The sequence below is a fragment of the Duganella sp. BJB476 genome, from assembly GCF_003416895.1.
GTDB lineage: Bacteria > Pseudomonadota > Gammaproteobacteria > Burkholderiales > Burkholderiaceae_D > Rugamonas.
In genome coordinates, this window is record NZ_QVIO01000001.1 from 2,024,307 (window position 1) to 2,043,416 (window position 19,110).

At 66.0% G+C, this 19,110-nt stretch carries 19 protein-coding genes; 3 read left to right on the top strand and 16 right to left on the bottom strand.

The window, feature by feature from the left end; all coding sequences use genetic code 11:
* Nucleotides 1–10: 10 nt before the first annotated feature.
* Nucleotides 11–1,000, top strand: a complete 990-nt coding sequence (locus D0T21_RS08855; protein ID WP_116990961.1) for an HD-GYP domain-containing protein — start codon at nt 11–13, stop codon at nt 998–1,000.
* A 4-nt stretch (nt 1,001–1,004) separates the two neighbouring features.
* On the opposite strand, the gene D0T21_RS08860 is transcribed toward D0T21_RS08855, so the two are convergent.
* The 16 genes from D0T21_RS08860 to D0T21_RS08935 form a co-directional block, all read right to left on the bottom strand.
* Entirely contained in the window at nt 1,005–2,066 is a 1,062-nt protein-coding gene (locus D0T21_RS08860) for a tetratricopeptide repeat protein (protein ID WP_229211388.1), read from the bottom strand.
* The gene (locus D0T21_RS08865; RefSeq protein ID WP_116990963.1) at nt 2,063–2,956 is read right to left on the bottom strand and encodes an ExeA family protein; all 894 of its coding nucleotides are present in this window, start codon (nt 2,954–2,956) and stop codon (nt 2,063–2,065) included. The genes D0T21_RS08860 and D0T21_RS08865 overlap by 4 nt, the downstream gene beginning before the upstream one ends.
* Nucleotides 2,957–4,762: a pilus (MSHA type) biogenesis protein MshL gene (gene mshL, locus D0T21_RS08870; RefSeq protein ID WP_116990964.1), complete on the bottom strand. Its 1,806-nt coding sequence runs from the start codon at nt 4,760–4,762 to the stop codon at nt 2,957–2,959.
* On the bottom strand, nt 4,759–5,130 hold the full coding sequence (locus tag D0T21_RS08875) for an MSHA biogenesis protein MshK (protein WP_116990965.1): 372 nt from the start codon (nt 5,128–5,130) through the stop codon (nt 4,759–4,761). Before D0T21_RS08875 ends, mshL begins: the two co-directional genes overlap by 4 nt.
* On the bottom strand, nt 5,127–5,924 hold the full coding sequence (gene gspM / locus D0T21_RS08880) for a type II secretion system protein GspM (RefSeq protein WP_116990966.1): 798 nt from the start codon (nt 5,922–5,924) through the stop codon (nt 5,127–5,129). Before gspM ends, D0T21_RS08875 begins: the two co-directional genes overlap by 4 nt.
* Nucleotides 5,921–6,586 carry an MSHA biogenesis protein MshI gene (locus tag D0T21_RS08885; protein WP_116990967.1) on the bottom strand — a complete coding sequence of 222 codons (666 nt, stop codon included), beginning with the start codon at nt 6,584–6,586 and terminating at the stop codon, nt 5,921–5,923. The genes gspM and D0T21_RS08885 overlap by 4 nt, the downstream gene beginning before the upstream one ends.
* Nucleotides 6,583–7,521, bottom strand: a complete 939-nt coding sequence (locus tag D0T21_RS08890) for an agglutinin biogenesis protein MshI (RefSeq protein WP_116990968.1) — start codon at nt 7,519–7,521, stop codon at nt 6,583–6,585. Before D0T21_RS08890 ends, D0T21_RS08885 begins: the two co-directional genes overlap by 4 nt.
* Nucleotides 7,522–7,670: 149 nt before the next feature.
* Nucleotides 7,671–10,814, bottom strand: coding sequence for a DUF11 domain-containing protein (locus D0T21_RS08895; protein ID WP_116990969.1), 3,144 nt, complete (start codon nt 10,812–10,814; stop codon nt 7,671–7,673).
* Nucleotides 10,815–10,824: 10 nt separating this feature from the next.
* Nucleotides 10,825–11,262: an agglutinin biogenesis protein MshP gene (locus D0T21_RS08900; RefSeq protein WP_116990970.1), complete on the bottom strand. Its 438-nt coding sequence runs from the start codon at nt 11,260–11,262 to the stop codon at nt 10,825–10,827.
* Entirely contained in the window at nt 11,259–12,089 is an 831-nt protein-coding gene (locus D0T21_RS08905; protein ID WP_116990971.1) for a prepilin-type N-terminal cleavage/methylation domain-containing protein, read from the bottom strand. The genes D0T21_RS08900 and D0T21_RS08905 overlap by 4 nt, the downstream gene beginning before the upstream one ends.
* Entirely contained in the window at nt 12,086–12,646 is a 561-nt protein-coding gene (locus D0T21_RS08910) for a hypothetical protein (RefSeq protein ID WP_199538496.1), read from the bottom strand. The genes D0T21_RS08905 and D0T21_RS08910 overlap by 4 nt, the downstream gene beginning before the upstream one ends.
* Nucleotides 12,636–13,187, bottom strand: coding sequence for an MSHA biogenesis protein MshC (locus D0T21_RS08915; RefSeq protein WP_116990972.1), 552 nt, complete (start codon nt 13,185–13,187; stop codon nt 12,636–12,638). The genes D0T21_RS08910 and D0T21_RS08915 overlap by 11 nt, the downstream gene beginning before the upstream one ends.
* Nucleotides 13,188–13,218: 31 nt before the next feature.
* Nucleotides 13,219–13,704, bottom strand: coding sequence for a type II secretion system protein (locus tag D0T21_RS08920; protein WP_116990973.1), 486 nt, complete (start codon nt 13,702–13,704; stop codon nt 13,219–13,221).
* A 68-nt stretch (nt 13,705–13,772) separates the two neighbouring features.
* A complete protein-coding gene (locus tag D0T21_RS08925) occupies nt 13,773–14,309 on the bottom strand; it encodes a type II secretion system protein (RefSeq protein WP_229211389.1) in 537 nt (178 codons plus the stop codon).
* Complete coding sequence (locus D0T21_RS08930) at nt 14,309–15,544, bottom strand: type II secretion system F family protein (RefSeq protein ID WP_116990974.1); 1,236 nt, start codon at nt 15,542–15,544, stop codon at nt 14,309–14,311. The genes D0T21_RS08925 and D0T21_RS08930 overlap by 1 nt, the downstream gene beginning before the upstream one ends.
* A gap of 1 nt (nt 15,545) precedes the next feature.
* Nucleotides 15,546–17,252 (bottom strand): GspE/PulE family protein, encoded by a 1,707-nt coding sequence (locus D0T21_RS08935; protein WP_116990975.1) that lies wholly within the window; start codon nt 17,250–17,252, stop codon nt 15,546–15,548.
* Nucleotides 17,253–17,417: 165 nt separating this feature from the next.
* On the opposite strand from D0T21_RS08935, the gene D0T21_RS08940 reads away from it, so the two are divergent.
* Both D0T21_RS08940 and D0T21_RS08945 read left to right on the top strand, forming a co-directional pair.
* A complete protein-coding gene (locus D0T21_RS08940) occupies nt 17,418–18,134 on the top strand; it encodes an ABC transporter ATP-binding protein (protein WP_116990976.1) in 717 nt (238 codons plus the stop codon).
* A gap of 2 nt (nt 18,135–18,136) precedes the next feature.
* Nucleotides 18,137–19,054 (top strand): ExeA family protein, encoded by a 918-nt coding sequence (locus D0T21_RS08945; RefSeq protein WP_116990977.1) that lies wholly within the window; start codon nt 18,137–18,139, stop codon nt 19,052–19,054.
* Nucleotides 19,055–19,110 lie beyond the last annotated feature (56 nt).

Below are 19,110 nucleotides of genomic sequence, written 5' to 3' on the forward strand. Positions count from 1 at the left end.
GACAAGAATCATGGCCGATACCAACCAGGCGGACGCGCCGCTCATAGCGGGCGAGTTCGCGGAACCAGAGCCGCCGCCGTCGGTGCTGCATCTGCTCAACCAGTCCAACCGCCGGCTGGAGCGGCTGCTGCAAAACCTGCGCAACGAACACAATGCCGAAAGCGAATTGCGCGACATCGCGCGCGACGTGATCCACGCGGTCGATCTCAATCCCGACATCGCGCTGGCCTGCATCTTCCTGTGCCAGATCGCCGGCAGCTACGCGGTGCGCCATTGCATCGAGACGGCCGTGGTGGTGGTGGTGATCGCCCGCAGCCTCAACAAGAACGCGGCCGAAACGCTGACCGTGACGGCGGCCGCGCTGACGATGAACGTCGGCATGCTGCGCCATAACGACACCTTCCAGAACAAGAACACCCCGCTGACCAGCGAGGAAATGTCCATCGTCCGCCGTCACCCCGAGGAAAGCGTGGACATGCTCAAATGCGCCGGCATCGAGGACGACGAGTGGATTTCCTGCGTGCTGCTGCACCACGAGAATGATGAAGGCAGCGGTTATCCGGCCGGCGTCGCCAGTCCCGAGGTGACGCAGAACGCCAAGCTGCTGAGCTTGGCCGACCGCTATTGCGCGCAGGTGTCGGCGCGCAATTACCGCCGCTCCATCCTGCCCAACCTGGCCTTGCGCAACCTGATCGAAGACAAGGCGGCGCCGGTCGACGCCATGCTGGTGCAGGTGTTCCAGCGCGAACTGGGCGACTTCCCGCCGGGTTCGCTGGTGCGTTTGCAGAGCGGGGAGATCGGCGTGATCTGCCGCCGTCCGGGCGGCGCCGGCGGTGTGCTGATCCACTGCCTGCGCGATCCGTCGGGGGCGGTGCTGACGCCGGCCCCGCTGCGCAGCGGAGCCGACGAGGCCGGCGCGATTGCCGAGGCCTTGAGCGAGGACGAGGCGTCGATCCGCTTCAGCATGAAGCAGATCTGGGGCCAGCAGGCCAGCCTCTAGTTCACTAACGCGACAAGGAATCGATCTTGCGGTCGATGAAGGCTTGCAGCTCCGGCGACAGGCCGTTCGACGCGCGGGCGCGGCGATAGGCTTCGCGCGCTTCCGGCAGATGCATGTCGGCTTGCAGCGAGATGCCCAGGCCCATCCACCAGACGCCGTTGCGCGGCGCCAGCCTCAGCGCCTCGCGATAATATTGCGCCGCTTCGGTGTGGCGCTGCTCGCGTTGCAGCACGCCGGCCAGGAAGGCCTGGTACTCGGCACTGCTGCCGGCATACGGCAAGGTCGCCATCAAGGTTTCCAGCGCCGGACCGCCCTTCTCCAACTGCAAACGCGCCAGCACCATCGCCAGCCCGGGCTGGCGTGGATCGATGCCCAGCGCCAGGCGCAGCTGGCGCACGGCGTCGTCGTTGCGCTTTTGTTCCAGCAGCAGGCTGATGTTGGTCTGGCGCGCGGCCTCGTTGCGCGGATCGATTTCCAGCGCGCGGTCGAGGTCGGCCAGCGCGGCGCTGATGCGGCCTTCCTGCAAAGCCACCAGCGCGCGGCGGTAGGTGTTTTCCGCCATCTGCTGCGGACTGATGTCGTGCGTGATCGTGCCCACGCCGGCCGTGTCGTCGGCGCTGCGCGTGGCTGCCTGGCGGACCGGCTTGCGTTCGGCGGGCGCGGCGGCGGGCTTGCGCGGCGCGGCGTCGGCCGGCGCCGCTTCCGGCATTACCGCGACTTTGGCGGCCTGAGCCGCCGGGGCTTGAACCTTTGCCTCGACCGGAGCGGGCGCAGCAGCGGGAGCGGGCGTCGCGGCGGGTGCGGGCGCAGGGGCCGGCGTCTTGACCGGCGCGGCCGCCACAGCAACCGGCTGTGGCGCCGCCGCGCGATGGGCTTGCCAATATTCCCAGCCATACCAGCCGCCGCCCACCACCACCGTCACCAACACCAGCACACCGCCGATGATCAATGGCCGCTTGTCGCGCACCTGTCCGCTCACCGCGAGCAATTGCTGCTGGCGCAAAGCGCCATCGCCCGCCCCGCCGCGCGCATCCAGGTCCTGCAACATTTTATTAATCAAACTCATTTCGTCAACGCCCAAGTCAGGCCGCATGCGGCGATCAGCAAACTGACGCCGGCCATCAGCCATTGCCACCGCAAGCCCGCCCTCGACGGCACGGTATCGACCGCCGCCATATCCACATGACGACGCGTCACCTGCTGCTTGCCTTCGCCGAAGCATAGCATCAACGACTTGTTTGCCATAATGTTCACCAATCGCGGTATGCCGCCGCTGGCCTTGAACAGGCGGCCGATGGCGCTGCGGCTGAACAAACGGCTGCCGGTATAGCCCGCCACGCGCAGCCGATGGGCCAGATAATATTCCAGATCGTCGCGGCTGAGCGGCCCCAGGTGGTAGTGGAAAGTGATGCGCTGCGCCAGCTGGCGGATCGAGTTGGTCTGCAAATGCTGGTTCAGTTCCGGCTGTCCGAACAGCACGATCTGCAGCAGCTTGCGCTTCTCGGTTTCCAGGTTGGTCAGCAGGCGCAAGGCTTCCAGGCTTTCCAGCGGGATCGCCTGCGCCTCGTCCAGGCACATCACCACCTGTTTGTCTTCGCGCGCCAGGTCCATCAGGCGCAAGGTCAGCGACTTCAGCAACTGGTGCTGGTCGACGTCGCGCTGCAGGGGCAGTTCCAGTTCATCGGCCAGCGCCAGCATCAGCGTGCGCGGCTCCAGATAGGGATTGGGGATGTAGGCCGTGACAAAACCCGGCCCCAAGGTCGCCATGAATTTGCGGCACAGCAGCGTCTTGCCGGTGCCGACTTCGCCGGTGATCTTGATGAAGCCCTCACCACTGCGCGCCGCCACCAGCAGCGTGTTGAGCGCCTGCTGCGAATGCGGACTGGTGAAGAAGAAGCTGGTGTCAGGCGTGATCCCGAACGGCATCTCGCCCAAGCCGAAATGGGCCTGGTACATTTATTTGCCTCCTCCGGCAGGCGGCGCCAGTTGCTGGACCCGGCGGCTGGCGTCGTCGAGATCCTGCGCATAGCTGGCCGCGCCATCAACGATGGTGGGCTTGATCAACACCACCAGCTCGCGCTTCTGCGTACTGCGCTCGGTGTTGCGGAACAAGGCGCCGACCACCGGCAGGCTGCCGATGCCGGGCGCCTGGCTGTTGTCGTCGACGCTGGACTGGCGCATCAGGCCGCCGATGGCGACGATGCGCCCGTCCTGGCCGCGCACCATGCTGTCCATCTCCGACGTGCTCGACGCCGCCAGCGGCAGTTGCAGCGAACCGGCGCTGCCCAGGTTGACGACCTTGTTCACGGTCGACACCTGGCTCACCGACGGATGCACGTGCAGCATGATGTTGCCTTCGTCGTCGATCTGCGGCGTTACGTCCAGCACCACGCCGGAGAAGAACGGCTGCAAGGTCACGTTCGGGCTGGTGGTGTTGCCGCTGACGTTGGAGTTGGTGGTGGTGCTGACCCCGGTCACATAGAACTCGTCGGTGCCGATCTTGAGCACGGCCTTCTGGTTGTTCATGGTCGCGATGCGCGGGCTGGACAGCACGTGCACCGAACCCTGCGACTCCAGGAAGGAAATCATGGCGGCGAAATTACTGGTCTGGAACGCCAGGCCGAACAGCGAGCCGGCGTTGTTGGCGGCGTTGGCCAGCGCGGAACCGGTAATGGCCCCTATACCCGCCGTGCCGCCGCTGACGAGCGGCGCCGGCGTGCCGCCGCCGGCCGGCAGCGGCGCCAGGCCGGTGCCCGGCGCCAGGAAGCCAGCCGACAACCGATTACTGCCGCCGCCGCCAAACGAGGCGAAGCTGGCCCAGTTGATGCCGCTCTGGAAGCCGCTGTTCAACTGGACTTCGAGGATCTTGGCCTCCAGGATCACCTGGCGCTCGACGGCCAGGCGGGTCGCCTTCAGATACTGGTCGACGCTGCGCAGCTGTTCCGGCAGGGCGCGCACCACCACCACGCCCGACTGCGGACTGATCACGACGCTGCGGCCTTCGCCGACGCCGCCGACCAGGGCCACCAGCGCCTCCTTCAACTCGGTCCAGAAATCGGTGGCCGACGAGGTCTTGACGTTGCTCGAGTCTTCCATCGCATACTGCTGGTTGCCCTGTCCCTGCTGCTGCGGCTGGTTACTCTGGCCGTTGCTGCCGCTGCCGCTCTGACCGCTCTGGCCGGACACCACCGAGCCCACCGTGTTGACCGACGTCGACGACACCCGCACATTGGACGTGCCCTTGCGCGAGGCGCTCAGGTAGTTGACCTGGAAGATGCGGGTCTGCATCGTCAGCGGCCGGATGTAGATGCGCGTGCCTTCCACCTTGTAGTCGTAGCCGTACATCTCGCGCACCGCGTCGAGCGCCTCGAACAGCGTCACGTCTTTCAGGTTGGCGGTCACGGTGCCGCTGACGTCCGGATGGATCAGCATGTTGTAGCGCGTGCCGGCCACGATGGAATTGTAGAACTGCTGCACCGGCACCTGATTGAAGGACACGTTGAAACGCTCCTCCATCACCGTGCGCGCCTTGGGCAGCTCGGCCGCCATGGTCGCGGCCGGCGGCGGCAGCAGCGCCGCCTCCACCGCCGCCGAACTGGCGGGCTGGGCGTGGGCCTTGGCGGCGGCGTCGCGCACCTGCTGGTCGATGGTGTTGTAGGTGTCGCGCGGCGCCTGGGTCTGGCAGGCCGCCAACGCGGCGGCCGCGCCCAGCATGCCAGCCCATCGCATCAGTTGGTGCAGGGAGTTTTTAGGTTGGATCATTTAGTTTTCCCTGTCGGGTCAGCGGCCTCGGCCGGTTTGGGAAACAGGGTCAGGGTTTCCAGATTCTTGCCACGGCGGAGTACCACCGAATTGTCGTTGATGCGTTCGAGCACCGCGTCGCCCACCTTGCCGCCTATGCGCAGGGTGGCGCCGTCGATCACCGCCAGCCGGCGGCCGTCCGGTGCGCGGCCGATCAGGATCGATTGCAGGCGCGGTCCGGCCGCGACGGCTTCCGCTGCGGCCTCGCTTTCTGGCGCGGCCATCAGGGCCGGTGGACGGGTCGGGTCGGCCAGCTTTTGCGCGGACGCCGGCAACGCCAGCATCAGCGGCAGCATCAACGGCAACAGCGATGTCAGCCGGCGGTTCATAGTGCTATCCATTTCTGGTCCAGGCTCAGGGTGTACAGGGTCAGCGTCAGCCGGGCTTGAGGAAATTGTCCGGCGTCGAGCGCGGCGGCGCCCCAGAGCAGCTGGGTAGGCATGGCCTCCAGCGCTTCCAGGTAATCGATCATCTCCAGGTAGCTGCCTTGCAGCACCAGTTGCACGCCATGGCGGTACAGCAGCGGCGCGGGCGCGGCGGGTGCGGCGGCTGGCGCGCTGGCCGGTGCGGCGCCGGCCGACGGCTGCTTGGCCGAGGCGGCTGCCGCCTGCACGATGGCGGCCGGCGTCAGCTGCGGTGCTGCGGCCGCCTTGGCCGGCGCCGGCTGCGGCGCATCCAACGCGGCGAAAGTACCGTCAACCGTGCCTTGCGGCGGCAGCGTCTTCAACGACACCAGACGCAGCTTGCCGTGACCCTGCACCATTTGCTGTAGCAGCGGGCCCATGCGGTCTGGCGCGACCAGGCCCTTTTGCGCGCTGCGCAGCTTGGCGCGCAGGTCCGCGCTGTCCTGCTGCAACGCGCTCAGCCGCTCGCGCACTTCGCGGTCGGGATCGCGGCGCGCGGCCACATCGAGTTGCACCAGTTCGGAATCGATGCCTGAAATCTGCACCCGCTGCTGCTGCATGGTGGCGCGCAAGGTGCGCTGGCGCGTGTAGGCCGGGTCGAGCACCAGCTGGAACACCATATACACCAGCATCGCCGCTATGGCGCCCACCACCATCAGGCGTTCGCGCTGGCTCAGCGCCATCAGCCAGGTATCGAATTTGATCCAATAGGCTTTCATGGCTGCTCCACCTTGGCGCGCTCGCCGGCGGCGGCCGATTGCAGGCTGAATTCCACATAACGCGGCGCCACCGGCGCTGGCGCTGTCCCGTCCGCGGCGGCTTCTGGTGCGGGCTTGGGTTCATTCATTTCCAACTGGCCGAAGGTCTTGCCACGCAATACGGCCTCGCTAGCCAGGCCGTTCAGGTAGCCAGGCAGCAGGCTGGCCTTGAGTGCCCGCCCCTGCAAGCCGATCGCATCGCCGCTGCCCTGGATGGTCACGCCGGTCAGCCACAAGCCTTCCACGCCGCGCCGCGCGAAGGCACGGAAATAAGCCGAGTAACCACGCGTCGCGCCCGGTTGTCCCTGCTCCAGTATCGCGGCGACTTGTTGCAGATTGCGGAATTGCGCGCCGGCCTGGTCCAGTTCCTGTTGCAATGTTTCGCTCTTGCGCGGCGCCACGAAGGCTGCGGTGGCGGCGGTCCGGCGCGCCTCGCCGCGGTCCAGTCCGGCCTTGACCGTGGCGGCCTCGCTCTCCAACGCCGCCAGCTCGGTCTTGGCCAGGACCGACGCGCCGATCAAGACCAGCGCCAGCACGCCGAGCCCGGCCACCAGCACCGGCGTGCCGGCGTAATTGGTCTTGCGCTGGGTGCCTGCGCTGAACAGGTTGATTTGCTGGCTCATGCGCTCGCCTCCTCGCGCAGGGCCGCGCCCAGCGTACGCAGGAAGCCGGCCTGCTGCGCCGGGTCCTGCAACACCGGCGCCTGCTCCAGGTCCAGCACGCTCGCCAGGTCCAGCTGCTCCACCGGCAGGTAGAGATTGCTGGCCAGGTAGGCGCGCAAGGCGCCCTCGCCCACCGGCGCCAAGATCAGCTTGGCCACGGTGACAAACGAGAACTGCCGCTCGAAGTGGTCCAGCGAGCGTTGCAGTTCGAGCGTGATGCGGTCATGCAGATGCTGCACGCGGTCCGGGTCGGGATCGAGCAGCTGGTTCAGGGTGATGTCGATGCGGCGCGCCAGATAGAGTTCGGTTTGATAGCTGACGGTCAGCAGGCCGCCGTCGGCGTCGAAGGCCAGCAGCGCCAGGCCGCGCCCTTCCGGCTCCAGCAGCGCCGAGATATTCCGCTGCGCCATTTCGCCGATGTCGATGGCCGACAGCGCGATCTTGTTGTCGGCGAACAGCTGCTGGTACGGCTGCAGCACACTGTTGCGGGCCGCCACCGCGAACGCCTGGCGCGCCTGGTTCGAGCCGCTGGCCTGCGGCACCATCGCCATGTCGAGGGTGGCTTGCTCAAGCGGGAAGTCGATCATGTCCTTGACGCGCCAGCCCAGCGCGGTCTTCATTTCCGCTTCCGGCACATTGGGCGCCTCGACCATCAGCAGCTGGTAGCCGCCGGCGCCGAGCAGCGTGGTGCAGCGATAGCGGCCGGCCTGCAATTCCTTGCCCAGGCGCGCCAGGCTGGCGCCGGCCTGGTCGGCCTGGCCCGGGTAGGAAGCGGCCAGCAGCACGCGCGGCAAGCCGTCGGTGCGACGCTCGATCGCCGCAGCCTGCACGCCGTCCGCCGTCAGGCCGATGGCCAGCCAGCCATTCTTTTTCTCCGCTTTTCCAAATAAACGCATCCGAATGTCTCAAATGATTAAGCACGAGATTCAATAATCACCGCACATCGTTGATTATATTCAAGTTTCATTGCACTACCGCGCCAATTTCTGGCCTTGCCTCCAGTTTGCCCTCTTATTGCTCGGAACCCAAATAAAGTGACGCGAATTCAATACACTTCCCGTAAGAAAATCACCGGGCTGCGATAAACGCCGAAGGTTACCCGCCCCTGGCTGGTCGGCAGCCAAACCGGCCCGTTGATGACGGTGACGTTGGCGCCGCTCTTGCCCGTGGTGCTGCCGGCCTTGAGCGCGGCAGTGGCGGCGCCGGACTTCATCGTCAATGACGCCGCCGAATTGGGCGCCAGCGCCGGACAGGCCAACAGGCAGCTGGCGTATTGGAAGTTCGATGCCGGCGTCACCACGGTCACGCTGTCGCTGGCGTTGTTGCGCCAGGCCAGCACGGTGGCGCCGCCGACGGTGCTTTGGCCGTAGTACTGCGCGCCCAAGGCCAGCGCCACCGACAGGCTGGATGAACCGTAGGCGTTCGGCACAAACAGGCGGCCGGACACCACCGCCACGCCGCCTTCGACCGCGCCAGTGCGCAGCGAACTGACGCCGTCGTTGGGGCTGCCGGTCTCGGTGGCGCGCACATACGTCATGGTCGGCGGTACCCAGTTGTTGGCGTACGGCGCGGTGGCGACAAAGGCATTGGGCAAGGTGTAGACCGGGCTGGCGTTGGCCACGCCCATGAGGAAATCGGTGGCGGCGAGGTTGTTGGCGCTCAGCGCCGAGCCGGCCGGCGCGGCCGGCGGATTGGCGGTGGTGGTGGTGCCGGGCGCCGACCAGGCCGACAGTTGTGCCGCGCGCGCCAGGGTGCGCCGGTAGTTGAGCGTGACGGCGCCTTGCAAGTTATACGCCGTCACCCTCGTCGCAAACGGCTGGCGCGAGTACGCCATGCCGGTCACCGAGGCCGGGCAACTCATGCCGAGCGGATCGCAGGCCATCAGGCCGGTCAGCACCGTATCGAAATGGTCCGGCACGAAGCGGCCGACGTTGATCGATACCGACTGCACGTCGCCGCTGCCTAAATAGTTCCCTGCGGTGGCAGGGGAAATCGGCAGGATCGTCGGCGTAATCTCCAACACCCCCACATCGGCGTAGGAAAACGCATTGCCGGTGGCGCTGCCGCCGCTGAAGGCGTTCAAGCTGCCGCTCAAAATGAGCTCCGCCTCGGGATCGGTAGGATCGAGCGGGTTGGCCGGGTCGCTCGGGCCGGCGTGCATGGCTTCCAGCCGGTCGCCGGCCTGGTCCTTGGCGGCTTTCGTGGTCAGCTTGATCTGCACCGGCGCGCTCTCCTTGCCGAAATTGGGCGCCGCCGCGCCGCCATACATCAGCGCGCTGACCGTCAGGCCGAACGGCGTGCCGGCGGTGACGAACTTGGGGTCGGTGGGAGCAGCCGGCGAACCGGCCAGGTTGGAGGCCGGCGCCACCAGCACCAGCCGCTCGGGCCGCTCGACGAACGGTCCGCTGGTGCCAAAGCGGGCGGTATTGTCGCTGACCAGGAACTCGACGCGGCCCACGTCCGAGTAGTGGAAATTGTACTGGTCGGCCGAGCTGGCCTTGCCGCCGGTCATGACCACGTTATTCAGCCCGGTCCAGGTGGACGAGTTCTGCGCCGGCACCGCGCCGGACCTGGCGCACAGCGGCAGCGTGCTGGCGGCGGCGCCGACCTTGGTGAAGGTGGCGCGCACGCCCGCATCCTGGATCGGGTCGTGGCAGGACAAGGCATATTTCATCTGGATCGTGCTGTTGGAGTTCGACAGCGCGGTCGGCACGTTCGATACAACGAAAGTCAGGTACAGCGGAATGTCTTTGTTGGCCAGGTATTGCACGGTGGTGAAATCGACCAGCTTGCACGGCTGGCCCGGATCGCCGAACGACAAGCCGTTTTCGCATGGCACATCAGTGAAGACATAGCTCGGCGTGAACGCCCCCGCCCCCACCAGCGAACTGACGGTCGAGGTGTCGTTGCCGTCGTAGTAGTCGAACAGCTGGCCGCTGACGGTGGCGCTGTTGGTGACCAGGCCGCTGGCGGCGGCGGCCGTGGTCACCCGCAGCGTGATCGGCGGCAGCGTCACGCCGGCCGCCATCGCGCCGCTGTAGCTGCAGGTGAGCGTCTGTCCGTTCATGCCGCAATTCCAGCCGGTGCCGCTGGCGCTGGAAAAGATCAGCGCCGCCGGCAGCACATCGACCACCGTGGTCGGCCCGCCCTCGGTCAGCGGGCCGTTGTTGCTGACGCTGATGATGTAGTTGCTGACCTGCGCAGGCTGCAAGGGGTTCTGCAAAGTCATCGAGACGGCGCGGTCGGCCGCCGGCACATTGGGCGCGGCGATCACCTCGGCGTTCAACAGCACCAGGTCCTGGCCGGACTGGTAGTCGCTGCGGGCCGAGGTCTGGCCAGCCTTGATGGTCGGCGACGAGACGGTGTAGGCGTCGAAATCGATGCCGTAGGACTTGGTATCGCCGTCGATGTTGGAGGCCGAGTTGAACTGGTTGCCGGACGGGTTCATCGCATCGACCATCTCGACGCTGTTGTAGCGCAGGATTTCGCCGCCGCCCGACAGCGTGGCGTCGCCCTCCCAGGTGATGTGGCCGATCTTGCCGGTCAGGTTGCCGATCGGCGTGGGGATCTTGAAGTTGGCCAGCGTCAGCGTCACGCCGGAAAAGCGGATGTACTGGAAGCCTTCGTAGACATTGAGCACCCGGAACGTTTCGCTGGGATCGGAGTACACCACCAGCAGCTGGAAGCCGCCCAGCACGCCCTCCACCGCACAGTAGGGACTGCCGCTGTTGATGGTCAGGTCGTCGATCTTGTAGTTGCCGTTGCCCTTGGCCACCACCTGCGACGTCACGTCCACGGCGCCGGCAAAGAAGTCATAGCCCACCGTGGCGGAGGTGTAGCGGCGGTTGCTGGGCGCACTCACGGCGACGTCGTCGAAGGTCACGTCGTAGTCCGGGGTCGAACTGGAGCCGGCCCAATACAGCTGGGCGCTGAGGATGGTGGCGCTGTGCGGCACGCCGGACAGCTTCAGCTGCAGCTGGCCGTTCTTGAGGGCGCAGGGATCGGTGTCGTTGTCCTTGGCGCGCAGGGTGGTCTGGGCGCCGGTGAAGCTGACGTTGCCGGCAAAGCTCTTGAACAAGGTGATCGGCGAATCGGCGCGCGCCACGCCGGCGGCCAGGCAGCACAGCAGCGCCAGCAAGCAGGCCAGCCAGCGCGGCGCAGGATTCGGGATGTCGATGGTGGTGCGCATGCTGGCCTCCTCAGAACTGCACCGTGACCGTACGCTGCACGTAGTCCGGGCTGGTGGGCGCGGCGTTTGGACAGACGCCGCCGGCCGGCTGGTTGCAGGCGGTGGCGGTGACGGTGGTCTGGTTCAAACTCGCGCCCATGCCGGGCGTGGCGTTGACGGTGCACAGCACCGTCACGGTGAAACTAGACAAGGTCGCGCCAAGCGGGAAGCTGCGGCTGGCCACGCAGCTGCCGTTGATCTGCTGCTGGTACAGGCCGTACTCGACGCCGGCGCGGGACGCCTCGTAGGCGCGCGCGCCCAGCAAGTCCAATGCCGAGCTGGTCTGCTGGGCGGTGGTCAGGCTCATCACCGCCACGGCCAGCGCCGACAGCACCACCACCAGGAACAGCGCGGTGACGATGGAAAAGCCGGCGGCGATCCGGCGCGGCAGGTGGCGCAGCGGCGTCATGGCGTGTTATCCAGGTGAACCTGGCGCGCCAGGCTGATGCTCTCGCCATTGCTGCGGGACAGCGTCAGCGATATCCCGACCAGCGCCGCGTTGGTGTTAGCCAGCACCGAATAGTCGAAGCCACAGGCCGTGACCAGGTTGGCCAGCAACGCCGGCGCACCGAACGGCGGCGCGCCCAGCCCGTTCAGGCCGATGATCTGGTTGGTGAAATTGCGCGTCAGCGTGCCGCCGGCGGCGGCCGGCGCGCACACATAGGTGACGGTGCCGGTCACCACCTGGAAGCGGTTGGTCGGCGACGGCATCGACGGCGACTGCGTGGCGAACGGATTGTTGGCCATGGTGATGCGGGTGCCGTTGACCGCCGTCACGTGCGCGATATTGCCGAAGGTGCGGGCGTCGGCCGGCGCCGTGCCGACATTGAACACGGCGATCCAGTCATTGATCTGGACGGCCTGGCGGCCGCTGGGCGCGACGCCGGCCATGTTGAACGACAGGCTGGCCGCTGGGCTGAAGTCGAGCGGCAGCAGCGCGGCCGGCGGCGAATCGCTGACGTCGATGTAGCGGCCGCCGGTTCTGGTCAGCAGGAACTGCAAGGTCTTGCGGTCGGCCGAGACCAGCACGCTGTTGGGCAGCGCCAGCCGCAACTCGCGCGTCATGCGGCGCAGCGTCAGGTCGGCGACGTCGGTCATGTCGCCACGCGCGGCCGTGTCGACGTAGCTCTGCACCGGGGTCTTGAGAAACACCGCCAGCATGCCGGACAGGATGCCGGTGATAACCATGACGATGATGACTTCGACCAGCGTAAAGCCGCGCGCGCGCTTGTTCATAGCGACCTCGGCGCGTAGCGGGTGCGGTAGCCGTCCAGCACCACGTCGTCGCCACCGCCGGCGTAATGCACGGTGACGGTGATGTGCAGCACATTCATATTAGCGGCGTCGGAACCTATCTGCCCGCCCGCCGGGCCAAAGCTGGGCTCGACAATGACCGCGACGTTGGCCGTGTAACCTGCCGGCAGCGGGTTGCCGGCGGCGTCGTTGGTGTAGCTGCCGCCGTAATCGTTGACATTGTCGAACGGGCGGCTATTGTTGGGCTCCTGGCCCATCACTTCCGGAATCGTACAGTCGGCCGGGCTCAGCGTGGTCGGCAGTTCGGCCTTCGGATCGTTGCCGTCGCAAAAAGTGAAGTGCGCCAGCCGGACTTCCTCCATCATGCTTTCGGCGATGGCCAGCGCCTGCTTGCGCCGCATCGGATCGGGACTGGCGCGCGCGCCGATGTCGAATACCCGCAGCACGCCGACCACCGCGATACCGACGATGACGATGAACATCACCAGCTCAACCAGGCTCACGCCCGATTGCGCGCGCGCGGTCGGTTTAAAAAACATAGCCGGTTACCGGGGTGACGGTGACGTTGTGGGTACCGCCGTCGCCGGTGACTGCCAGCGTCAGCGCGACAAAGGTGGCGTTCAGCGCTTGCGGCGGGTCATTCCCGGCAAACGGCTGGCCGGTGGGATCGAAGAAAAAGGTCGCGGCGGCGGAGACCGCCAGGCCATTGGGCACGCCTTCGCAGGCCCAGCTGCCAACGCCGCCGCAAGTGGCCAGGGTAACGCCGCTGCCGCTGTTGGCGCCGCCCGGCGCCGTCACGCGGGTACCGCATGCGGCGTCGTAGCACAGCGCCACGCTATTGCCATTCAAGCGCACGAAAACGTTGCGGCTCTGGGCGATGGCGATTTTCTGGCCGTAGCGCAGCATGGCGCGCAACTGGTCGGTGTAGGCTGCGGCATCAAAGCCCTGGCGCTGGAAGAAACGCGGCGCCGCCACGCCGGCCATGATGCCGACCACCACCAGGATCGTGATCAGCTCGACCAAGGTGAAGCCACCCGGCCTCAGGGACCGGATGCGGCGCCGTAGCGCCGGTCCCGTCATGCCCCTCTCCGCTCGGCCATTGCCTCGGAGATCAGCAGGTGGCGTTGGTTGCCGCTACCGTTACGACGGCGCCGTTAGCCGCGCTAGCGGTGTAGGTGACCGTGCAACCGGTATGGGTGGTGGGGCTGCCGGCATCAGGGCGCAGCACGCCATCGGCGGCAAAGGTCGATATATCATAATCGGCCAGGCCGCCGGCGGCGACCAGTGCGCCGGCCAGCGTCGGATAGCCGGTCGCGGTATCGACGGTGACCGCTGGCGAGTCATAGCTAACGGTGGCGGTTGCGGTCGGGGAACCGGCCGCCAGCCAGCGCCCATGGTACATATTGGCGCCACTCATTAACGCGGCCCGCGCTCCCTGCATTTTGGCCACCCGCGCATCGGGCGCCAGGTTAGCGAAACGCGGCAGCGCGGTAGCGGCCAGTACCCCGAGAATGACGATGACGACGATCAGCTCGATCAGCGTAAAGCCGCCCTGCTGTGGTCGATAATTGAATGGGCTTGCTTGTTTGGTTTGCATATGAAACTCCAGACCTGACTAAGAAAAGATCATCAACGCCAAACTGCGGCGGATAGCGGCAGCGGCAACTATTGAGCGACTTCATTTAGCGCGATACCGGTTTCATTTCCCGGCTGGCGCTCTGCGTTGGCGTTTTTTGAGGGCAAGCGCAGTAATTCTACCTTGAAACAAATATTCTTTGAGGCACCATTTAACAAATTCTCTTGCGCACCCCTCACGAATATCAGCTTTTGTTGCCTCAGATCAAAATACCAGTTGCCAGCTTTAACACTTTTTGCCGCGTCCGGCGTCAATTCGCCGGCATAGTTATCCGGCGCACGCTCCAGCCAGGCCACCGGATTGGCGCCGGCCAGCGCCGCGATGTCCTTCTCCCTGCCCTGCGCCTGCAGAGCCATCACCTTGCCGGACAAGGCGCTGCGCATATTGATGAGCAGCGTCTGCACGCCGGCCTCGTCCCCGGCGCGACGGTAATACGCCACCCGCTCCAGCGCCACCATCATCAACAGGCCGAAAATGCAGGCCACCACGGCGAACTCGAACAGCGTGAAACCGCCAGCCCGCCGTCGTTGTGGCCGCACAACACTGCCGGGTGCCAAGCGCCCCATCAGTGCGGCAACGCCACTTTGCCCAGATCCCAGATCGGCACAAAAATGCCCAGCGCCAACACCAGCACCATCAAGCCGAGGAAGCTGATCAGGATCGGCTCGATTTGCGCCGCCAGCGTTTTCAGTTCGTAGTCCACCTCGCGCTCGTACATCTGGGCGATTTCGTCCATCAGATCGTCCAGCGAACCGGACTCCTCGCCGACGGCGATCATTTGCAGCACGATGGGCGTGAACACATTGGCGGCCGTCGAGGTGCGCAGGATGCTGTCGCCGCGTTCGACGCCGTCGCGCATCTGCTCGACGCGCGAACACAGGTAGGCGTTGTCGACCGTCTGCGACACCACCGTCAGCGCCTGCACGATGGGCACGCCGCTGCGGCTGGACAGCGAGAAGCTGCGGGCAAAGCGCGCCATCGTGGCTTTCAGGATAATCTTGCCGGCGATGGGGAATTTCAGCTTGTGGCGGTCCCACTGGAAGCGGCCGACGCTGGTATTGACCCAGTAACGGAAGCCGAACACCGCCCCGACCCCGGCCATCAGCAGCTCCGGCCAGTAGTTGACGGTGAAGCGGGAACTGCCGATCAGCAGGCGTGTCATCAACGGCAATTCGGCGTGGAAGCTCTCGAACACCTTGACGAACTGCGGGATCACGAAGATGTTGACGATCACCATCGCGATGATCATGGCGACGATGACGAAGATCGGATAGCGGGTGGCGCTCTTGACGCGGGCGCGCATTTCGCGGTCGAACTCCAGGTGGTCGAACAGTCGCAGGAACACTTCCTCCAGGCGGCCGGTCATCTCGCCCACCCGCACCATCGACAGGTAAAAGTCGTTGAACACGGTGGGATGGCGCCGCATCGCCGCCGACAGCTCGCGGCCGGCGTCCAGCGACTCGCGCAGGTCCTTGATCACCTTGCCGAACGATTTGCTGATCGCCGATTCCTGCAAGCCGGCCAGCCCGCGCATGATGGGCACGCCGGACTTGAGCAGCGTGTACATCTGGCGACTGAACAATTGCACGTCCATCGAGGTCACCTTTTTTTCCAGCAGCGTGCTCCACCAGGCCTCGCCGCCGGCGCCGCCGGTGGCGGCCTTGTTGGTCAGCGCGATCTCGACCGGAATGGCGCCGGCGCTGCTCAGGTGATTGGCCACGGCGTTGCTGTCGGCCGCCTCCAGCACGCCCTGCATCAACTCTCCGCGCGCGCTGCGCGCCTTGTAGGCATAGAACGGCACGTCAATCCTCGGTCTGGTTACTGATGCGCATCGCCTCGGCCACCGTGGTGCGGCCCTGTATCACCAGCGCCACCGCATGCCGGCGCAATGTATCGCCGGCCATCTGCGCCGCCGCCGTCTTGAGGAAATGCGAAGGATCGGGGTCGTTGGCGGCATCGACCACGTCGCGCGTCATTTCCAGCAGCTCGTACACGCCGGTACGGCCGCGATATCCCATGCCATTGCAATGCGAACAACCCTTGCCATGGAAGTAGCGCGCCTTGTCCACCTTGTCGTGCAACTCCATGCGCAGCCACTCGTGTTCGGTCGGCGTCAGCTCGTACGGCGTGGTGCAGCTTTCGCAGATCACCCGCACCAGCCGCTGCGCCAGCACCGCTTGCAGCGAACTACCCACCATGTAGCGCGGCACGCCCATGTCCATCAGGCGCAGCGGCGTGCTGGCCGCGTCGTTGGTGTGCAGGGTCGATAATACCAAGTGTCCGGTCATGGCGGCGCGCAAACCGATCTGGGCCGTTTCCTGGTCGCGCATCTCGCCCACCAGCACGATGTCCGGGTCTTGCCGCAGCGCGGAACGCAGCACGCGCGCGAAGCTCAGCTCGATCTTGTCGTTGACCTGCACCTGGTTGATGCCGGGCAGCCGGTACTCGACCGGGTCTTCCACCGTGATCAGCTTTTTCTCCACCGAATTGAGCTCGGCCAGCGCGCAATACAGCGTGGTGGTCTTGCCGGAGCCGGTCGGCCCGGTCACCAGCACCAGGCCGTTGGGACGCTGGACGATGGCGCGGAACTTCTCCAGTATCGTCTTCGGCATGCCGATCGCGTCCAGCCGCAGCTGGGTGTTGCTCTGGCTGAGCAGTCGCATCACCACCGATTCGCCGTACTGGGTCGGCATGGTGGAGATACGCACGTCGATGCGCTGGTTTTTCACCCGCACGGCGAAGCGGCCGTCCTGCGGCAGCCGTTTTTCCGAGATGTCGAGGTCCGACATCAGCTTGAGCCGCAGCGCCAGCGAGGGCGCGATCTTGATGTCGGCCTCGGTTTGCAGGTGCAGCACGCCGTCGATGCGGAAACGGATCTGCAGCCGGCCCTCCTGCGGCTCGATGTGGATGTCCGAGGCGCGCACCTGGCTGGCGTCGTCGAACACCGATTGCAGCAGCTTGACGATGGGCGCTTCTTCCAGGTTGGCGTTGGCCGCCGCCAGCGCGCCGAAGTCGACCGAGGCGTCGCCCAGGTCCTGCTCCAGCTCGCGCGCCAGGTCGGAGATGTCCTCGGTGCGGCGGTAGATGCGGTCGATCACGCCCAGCACCTCGGTCTCGTTGACCACCGCCAGCTCGATCGGCTGCTTGACGATGCGCACGATCTCGTCATAGGCAAACAGGTCGGTCGGATCGGACATGCCGACCAGCAGCGCGCCGCGGCGGTCCTCCAGCACCAGCGCGCGGAAGCGGCGGGCCTGGGTTTCCGGCAGCAGGCGGACGATCTCGGGATTGACGTTGAAGAACTTCAGGTTCAGGTAAGGAACGTTCAGCTGGCGCGCCAGCGCGCCGGCGATCTGTTCCTCGGTGACATAGCCGTTTTCGATGAACACGCGGCCCAACTTGCGCCCGCTGCGCTTTTGCTCGGCCAGCGCCAGGCCCAGTTGCTCCTCCGTCAGCAGCTTTTGCTGCACCAAAATTTCCCCGAGCCGCACTTTCTCTGGCCTTGCCATCCCCGCTCCTTGTGATCTGCGCCGCCTGCCGGCTTGCGGCCATTCTAGTGCAGAATCCGCCGCTTGCGAGGCCAGACTTGCGCCGCGCGCGACAGGGTGTCGCTTTCTTCGCACGAATACGCTACAGTGTCGTTCGTTTCCCAGCTCCAAGAGTCACCACCTTCCATGACCGCCCCTGCCCTGCGCTTCCAGCAAGTCGTCAAACGCTATGGCCAGGCCAGCGTGTTGCAGGGCGTGGACCTGGAACTGCAAGCGGGGGAATGCTTCGGCCTGGTGGGCGTCAACGGCGCCGGCAAGACCAGCCTGATCAAGTGCCTGCTGGATTTCTGCGCCCTCGACGGCGGCGCCATCGACATCTTCGGCCAGCCGCACCACCGGCCGGCCAGCCGCCAGCCGCTGGGCTTCCTGCCGGAACGCTTCACCCCGCCCTACTACCTGACCGGCGCCGACTTCATCCGCTACCTGCTGACCTTGCAAGGCCTGGCCTACGACCCGGCCGCCGTGCGCGCCATGCTGGCAGCGCTGGACCTGGACCCGGACGCCCTCAAGCGCACGGTGCGCAGCTATTCCAAAGGCATGACGCAAAAGCTCGGCCTGGCCGCCTGCCTGCTGGCGCGCAAGCCGCTGTACGTGCTGGACGAGCCGATGAGCGGCCTCGACCCGAAAGCGCGCGCGCTGCTCAAACAGCAGTTGCGCCAGCTGCACCAGGCCGGCAGCACCGTGTTTTTGACCTCGCATATGCTGGCCGACGTCGACGAGCTGTGCGACCGCATGGCCATCCTGCACCAAGGCCGCATCCGTTACACCGGCTCGCCGGCCGCCTGCCGCAGCCACTACGGCGCGGCCAACCTGGAGCAAGCCTTCCTGGCTTGCATCGCGTGAGCATGTACCAGTCGCACTTCGGCCTGCGCGAATCGCCGTTCGGCATCACGCCTAACCCGGCCTTTTTCTATTCCGGCAATACCCGCGGCGAAATCCTGAACGCCTTGCTGTATGCGGTCTGCCACGGCGAAGGCATCGTCAAGGTGACCGGCGAAGTGGGCGCCGGCAAGACCATGTTGTGCCGCATGCTGGAGCGCGAACTGCCGCCGCATGTCGACGTGATCTACCTGGTCAACCCCAACCTCGACCCGCAGGAAGTGCAGTACGCCATCGCCGCCGAACTGGGCATCGCCGGCCACGGCCTGCGCATCGACGAGGTCCAGCGCCGCCTGCAGGCCGACCTGATCGCCCGCCACGGCCAGGGCCGCCAGGTGGTGCTGCTGGTCGAGGAGGCCCAGGCCATGCCGCTCGACACGCTGGAAGCGATCCGCCTGCTGACCAACCTGGAGACGGCGCGCAGCAAGCTGCTGCAGATCGTGCTGTTCGGCCAGCCGGAGCTGGACCAGCACCTGGCCCTGGCCAGCATGCGCCAGTTGAAGGAGCGCATCACCCACAGCTTCGAGGTGCCGGCGCTGGCGCCGTCGCTGATCGGCGAGTTCCTCGAATTCCGCCTGCGCGCGGCCGGCCACGACGGCCCCACCGTGTTCAGCCCGGCCGCCGCCAGGCTGATCGCCGAGCGCTCCGAGGGCATCGTCCGCCGCATCAACATCCTGGCCGACAAGGCCCTGCTGGCCGCCTACGCGGCCGACGCCAGCGTCGTCAGCGCCCATCATGCGCGCCAGGCGATCCGCGAATCGGCCTTCCACCGCCGTAGCTGGCGGCAAAAATTCCCTTTGCGCGCTGTTGCTGTGGGGGCCTTGGCGGTCCTGCTAATTTGGGCAATTTACAGCACCATCCTTGCGGTAGCACCGAATTTGTAAGATCATGGTGTCTATATTGCAAATACACAACATCCTGCATTCCCCCTGGGCCGGAA

What these genes read in the sequence shown, in the direction of transcription:
- D0T21_RS08855 (WP_116990961.1), top strand. Translation starts at nt 11, where the DNA reads ATGGCCGATACCAACCAGGCGGACGCGCCGCTCATAGCGGGCGAGTTC.
- D0T21_RS08860 (WP_229211388.1), bottom strand. Translation starts at nt 2,066, where the DNA reads ATGAGTTTGATTAATAAAATGTTGCAGGACCTGGATGCGCGCGGCGGG.
- D0T21_RS08865 (WP_116990963.1), bottom strand. Translation starts at nt 2,956, where the DNA reads ATGTACCAGGCCCATTTCGGCTTGGGCGAGATGCCGTTCGGGATCACG.
- mshL (WP_116990964.1), bottom strand. Translation starts at nt 4,762, where the DNA reads ATGATCCAACCTAAAAACTCCCTGCACCAACTGATGCGATGGGCTGGC.
- D0T21_RS08875 (WP_116990965.1), bottom strand. Translation starts at nt 5,130, where the DNA reads ATGAACCGCCGGCTGACATCGCTGTTGCCGTTGATGCTGCCGCTGATG.
- gspM (WP_116990966.1), bottom strand. Translation starts at nt 5,924, where the DNA reads ATGAAAGCCTATTGGATCAAATTCGATACCTGGCTGATGGCGCTGAGC.
- D0T21_RS08885 (WP_116990967.1), bottom strand. Translation starts at nt 6,586, where the DNA reads ATGAGCCAGCAAATCAACCTGTTCAGCGCAGGCACCCAGCGCAAGACC.
- D0T21_RS08890 (WP_116990968.1), bottom strand. Translation starts at nt 7,521, where the DNA reads ATGCGTTTATTTGGAAAAGCGGAGAAAAAGAATGGCTGGCTGGCCATC.
- D0T21_RS08895 (WP_116990969.1), bottom strand. Translation starts at nt 10,814, where the DNA reads ATGCGCACCACCATCGACATCCCGAATCCTGCGCCGCGCTGGCTGGCC.
- D0T21_RS08900 (WP_116990970.1), bottom strand. Translation starts at nt 11,262, where the DNA reads ATGACGCCGCTGCGCCACCTGCCGCGCCGGATCGCCGCCGGCTTTTCC.
- D0T21_RS08905 (WP_116990971.1), bottom strand. Translation starts at nt 12,089, where the DNA reads ATGAACAAGCGCGCGCGCGGCTTTACGCTGGTCGAAGTCATCATCGTC.
- D0T21_RS08910 (WP_199538496.1), bottom strand. Translation starts at nt 12,646, where the DNA reads ATGTTTTTTAAACCGACCGCGCGCGCGCAATCGGGCGTGAGCCTGGTT.
- D0T21_RS08915 (WP_116990972.1), bottom strand. Translation starts at nt 13,187, where the DNA reads ATGACGGGACCGGCGCTACGGCGCCGCATCCGGTCCCTGAGGCCGGGT.
- D0T21_RS08920 (WP_116990973.1), bottom strand. Translation starts at nt 13,704, where the DNA reads ATGCAAACCAAACAAGCAAGCCCATTCAATTATCGACCACAGCAGGGC.
- D0T21_RS08925 (WP_229211389.1), bottom strand. Translation starts at nt 14,309, where the DNA reads ATGGGGCGCTTGGCACCCGGCAGTGTTGTGCGGCCACAACGACGGCGG.
- D0T21_RS08935 (WP_116990975.1), bottom strand. Translation starts at nt 17,252, where the DNA reads ATGGCAAGGCCAGAGAAAGTGCGGCTCGGGGAAATTTTGGTGCAGCAA.
- D0T21_RS08940 (WP_116990976.1), top strand. Translation starts at nt 17,418, where the DNA reads ATGACCGCCCCTGCCCTGCGCTTCCAGCAAGTCGTCAAACGCTATGGC.
- D0T21_RS08945 (WP_116990977.1), top strand. Translation starts at nt 18,137, where the DNA reads ATGTACCAGTCGCACTTCGGCCTGCGCGAATCGCCGTTCGGCATCACG.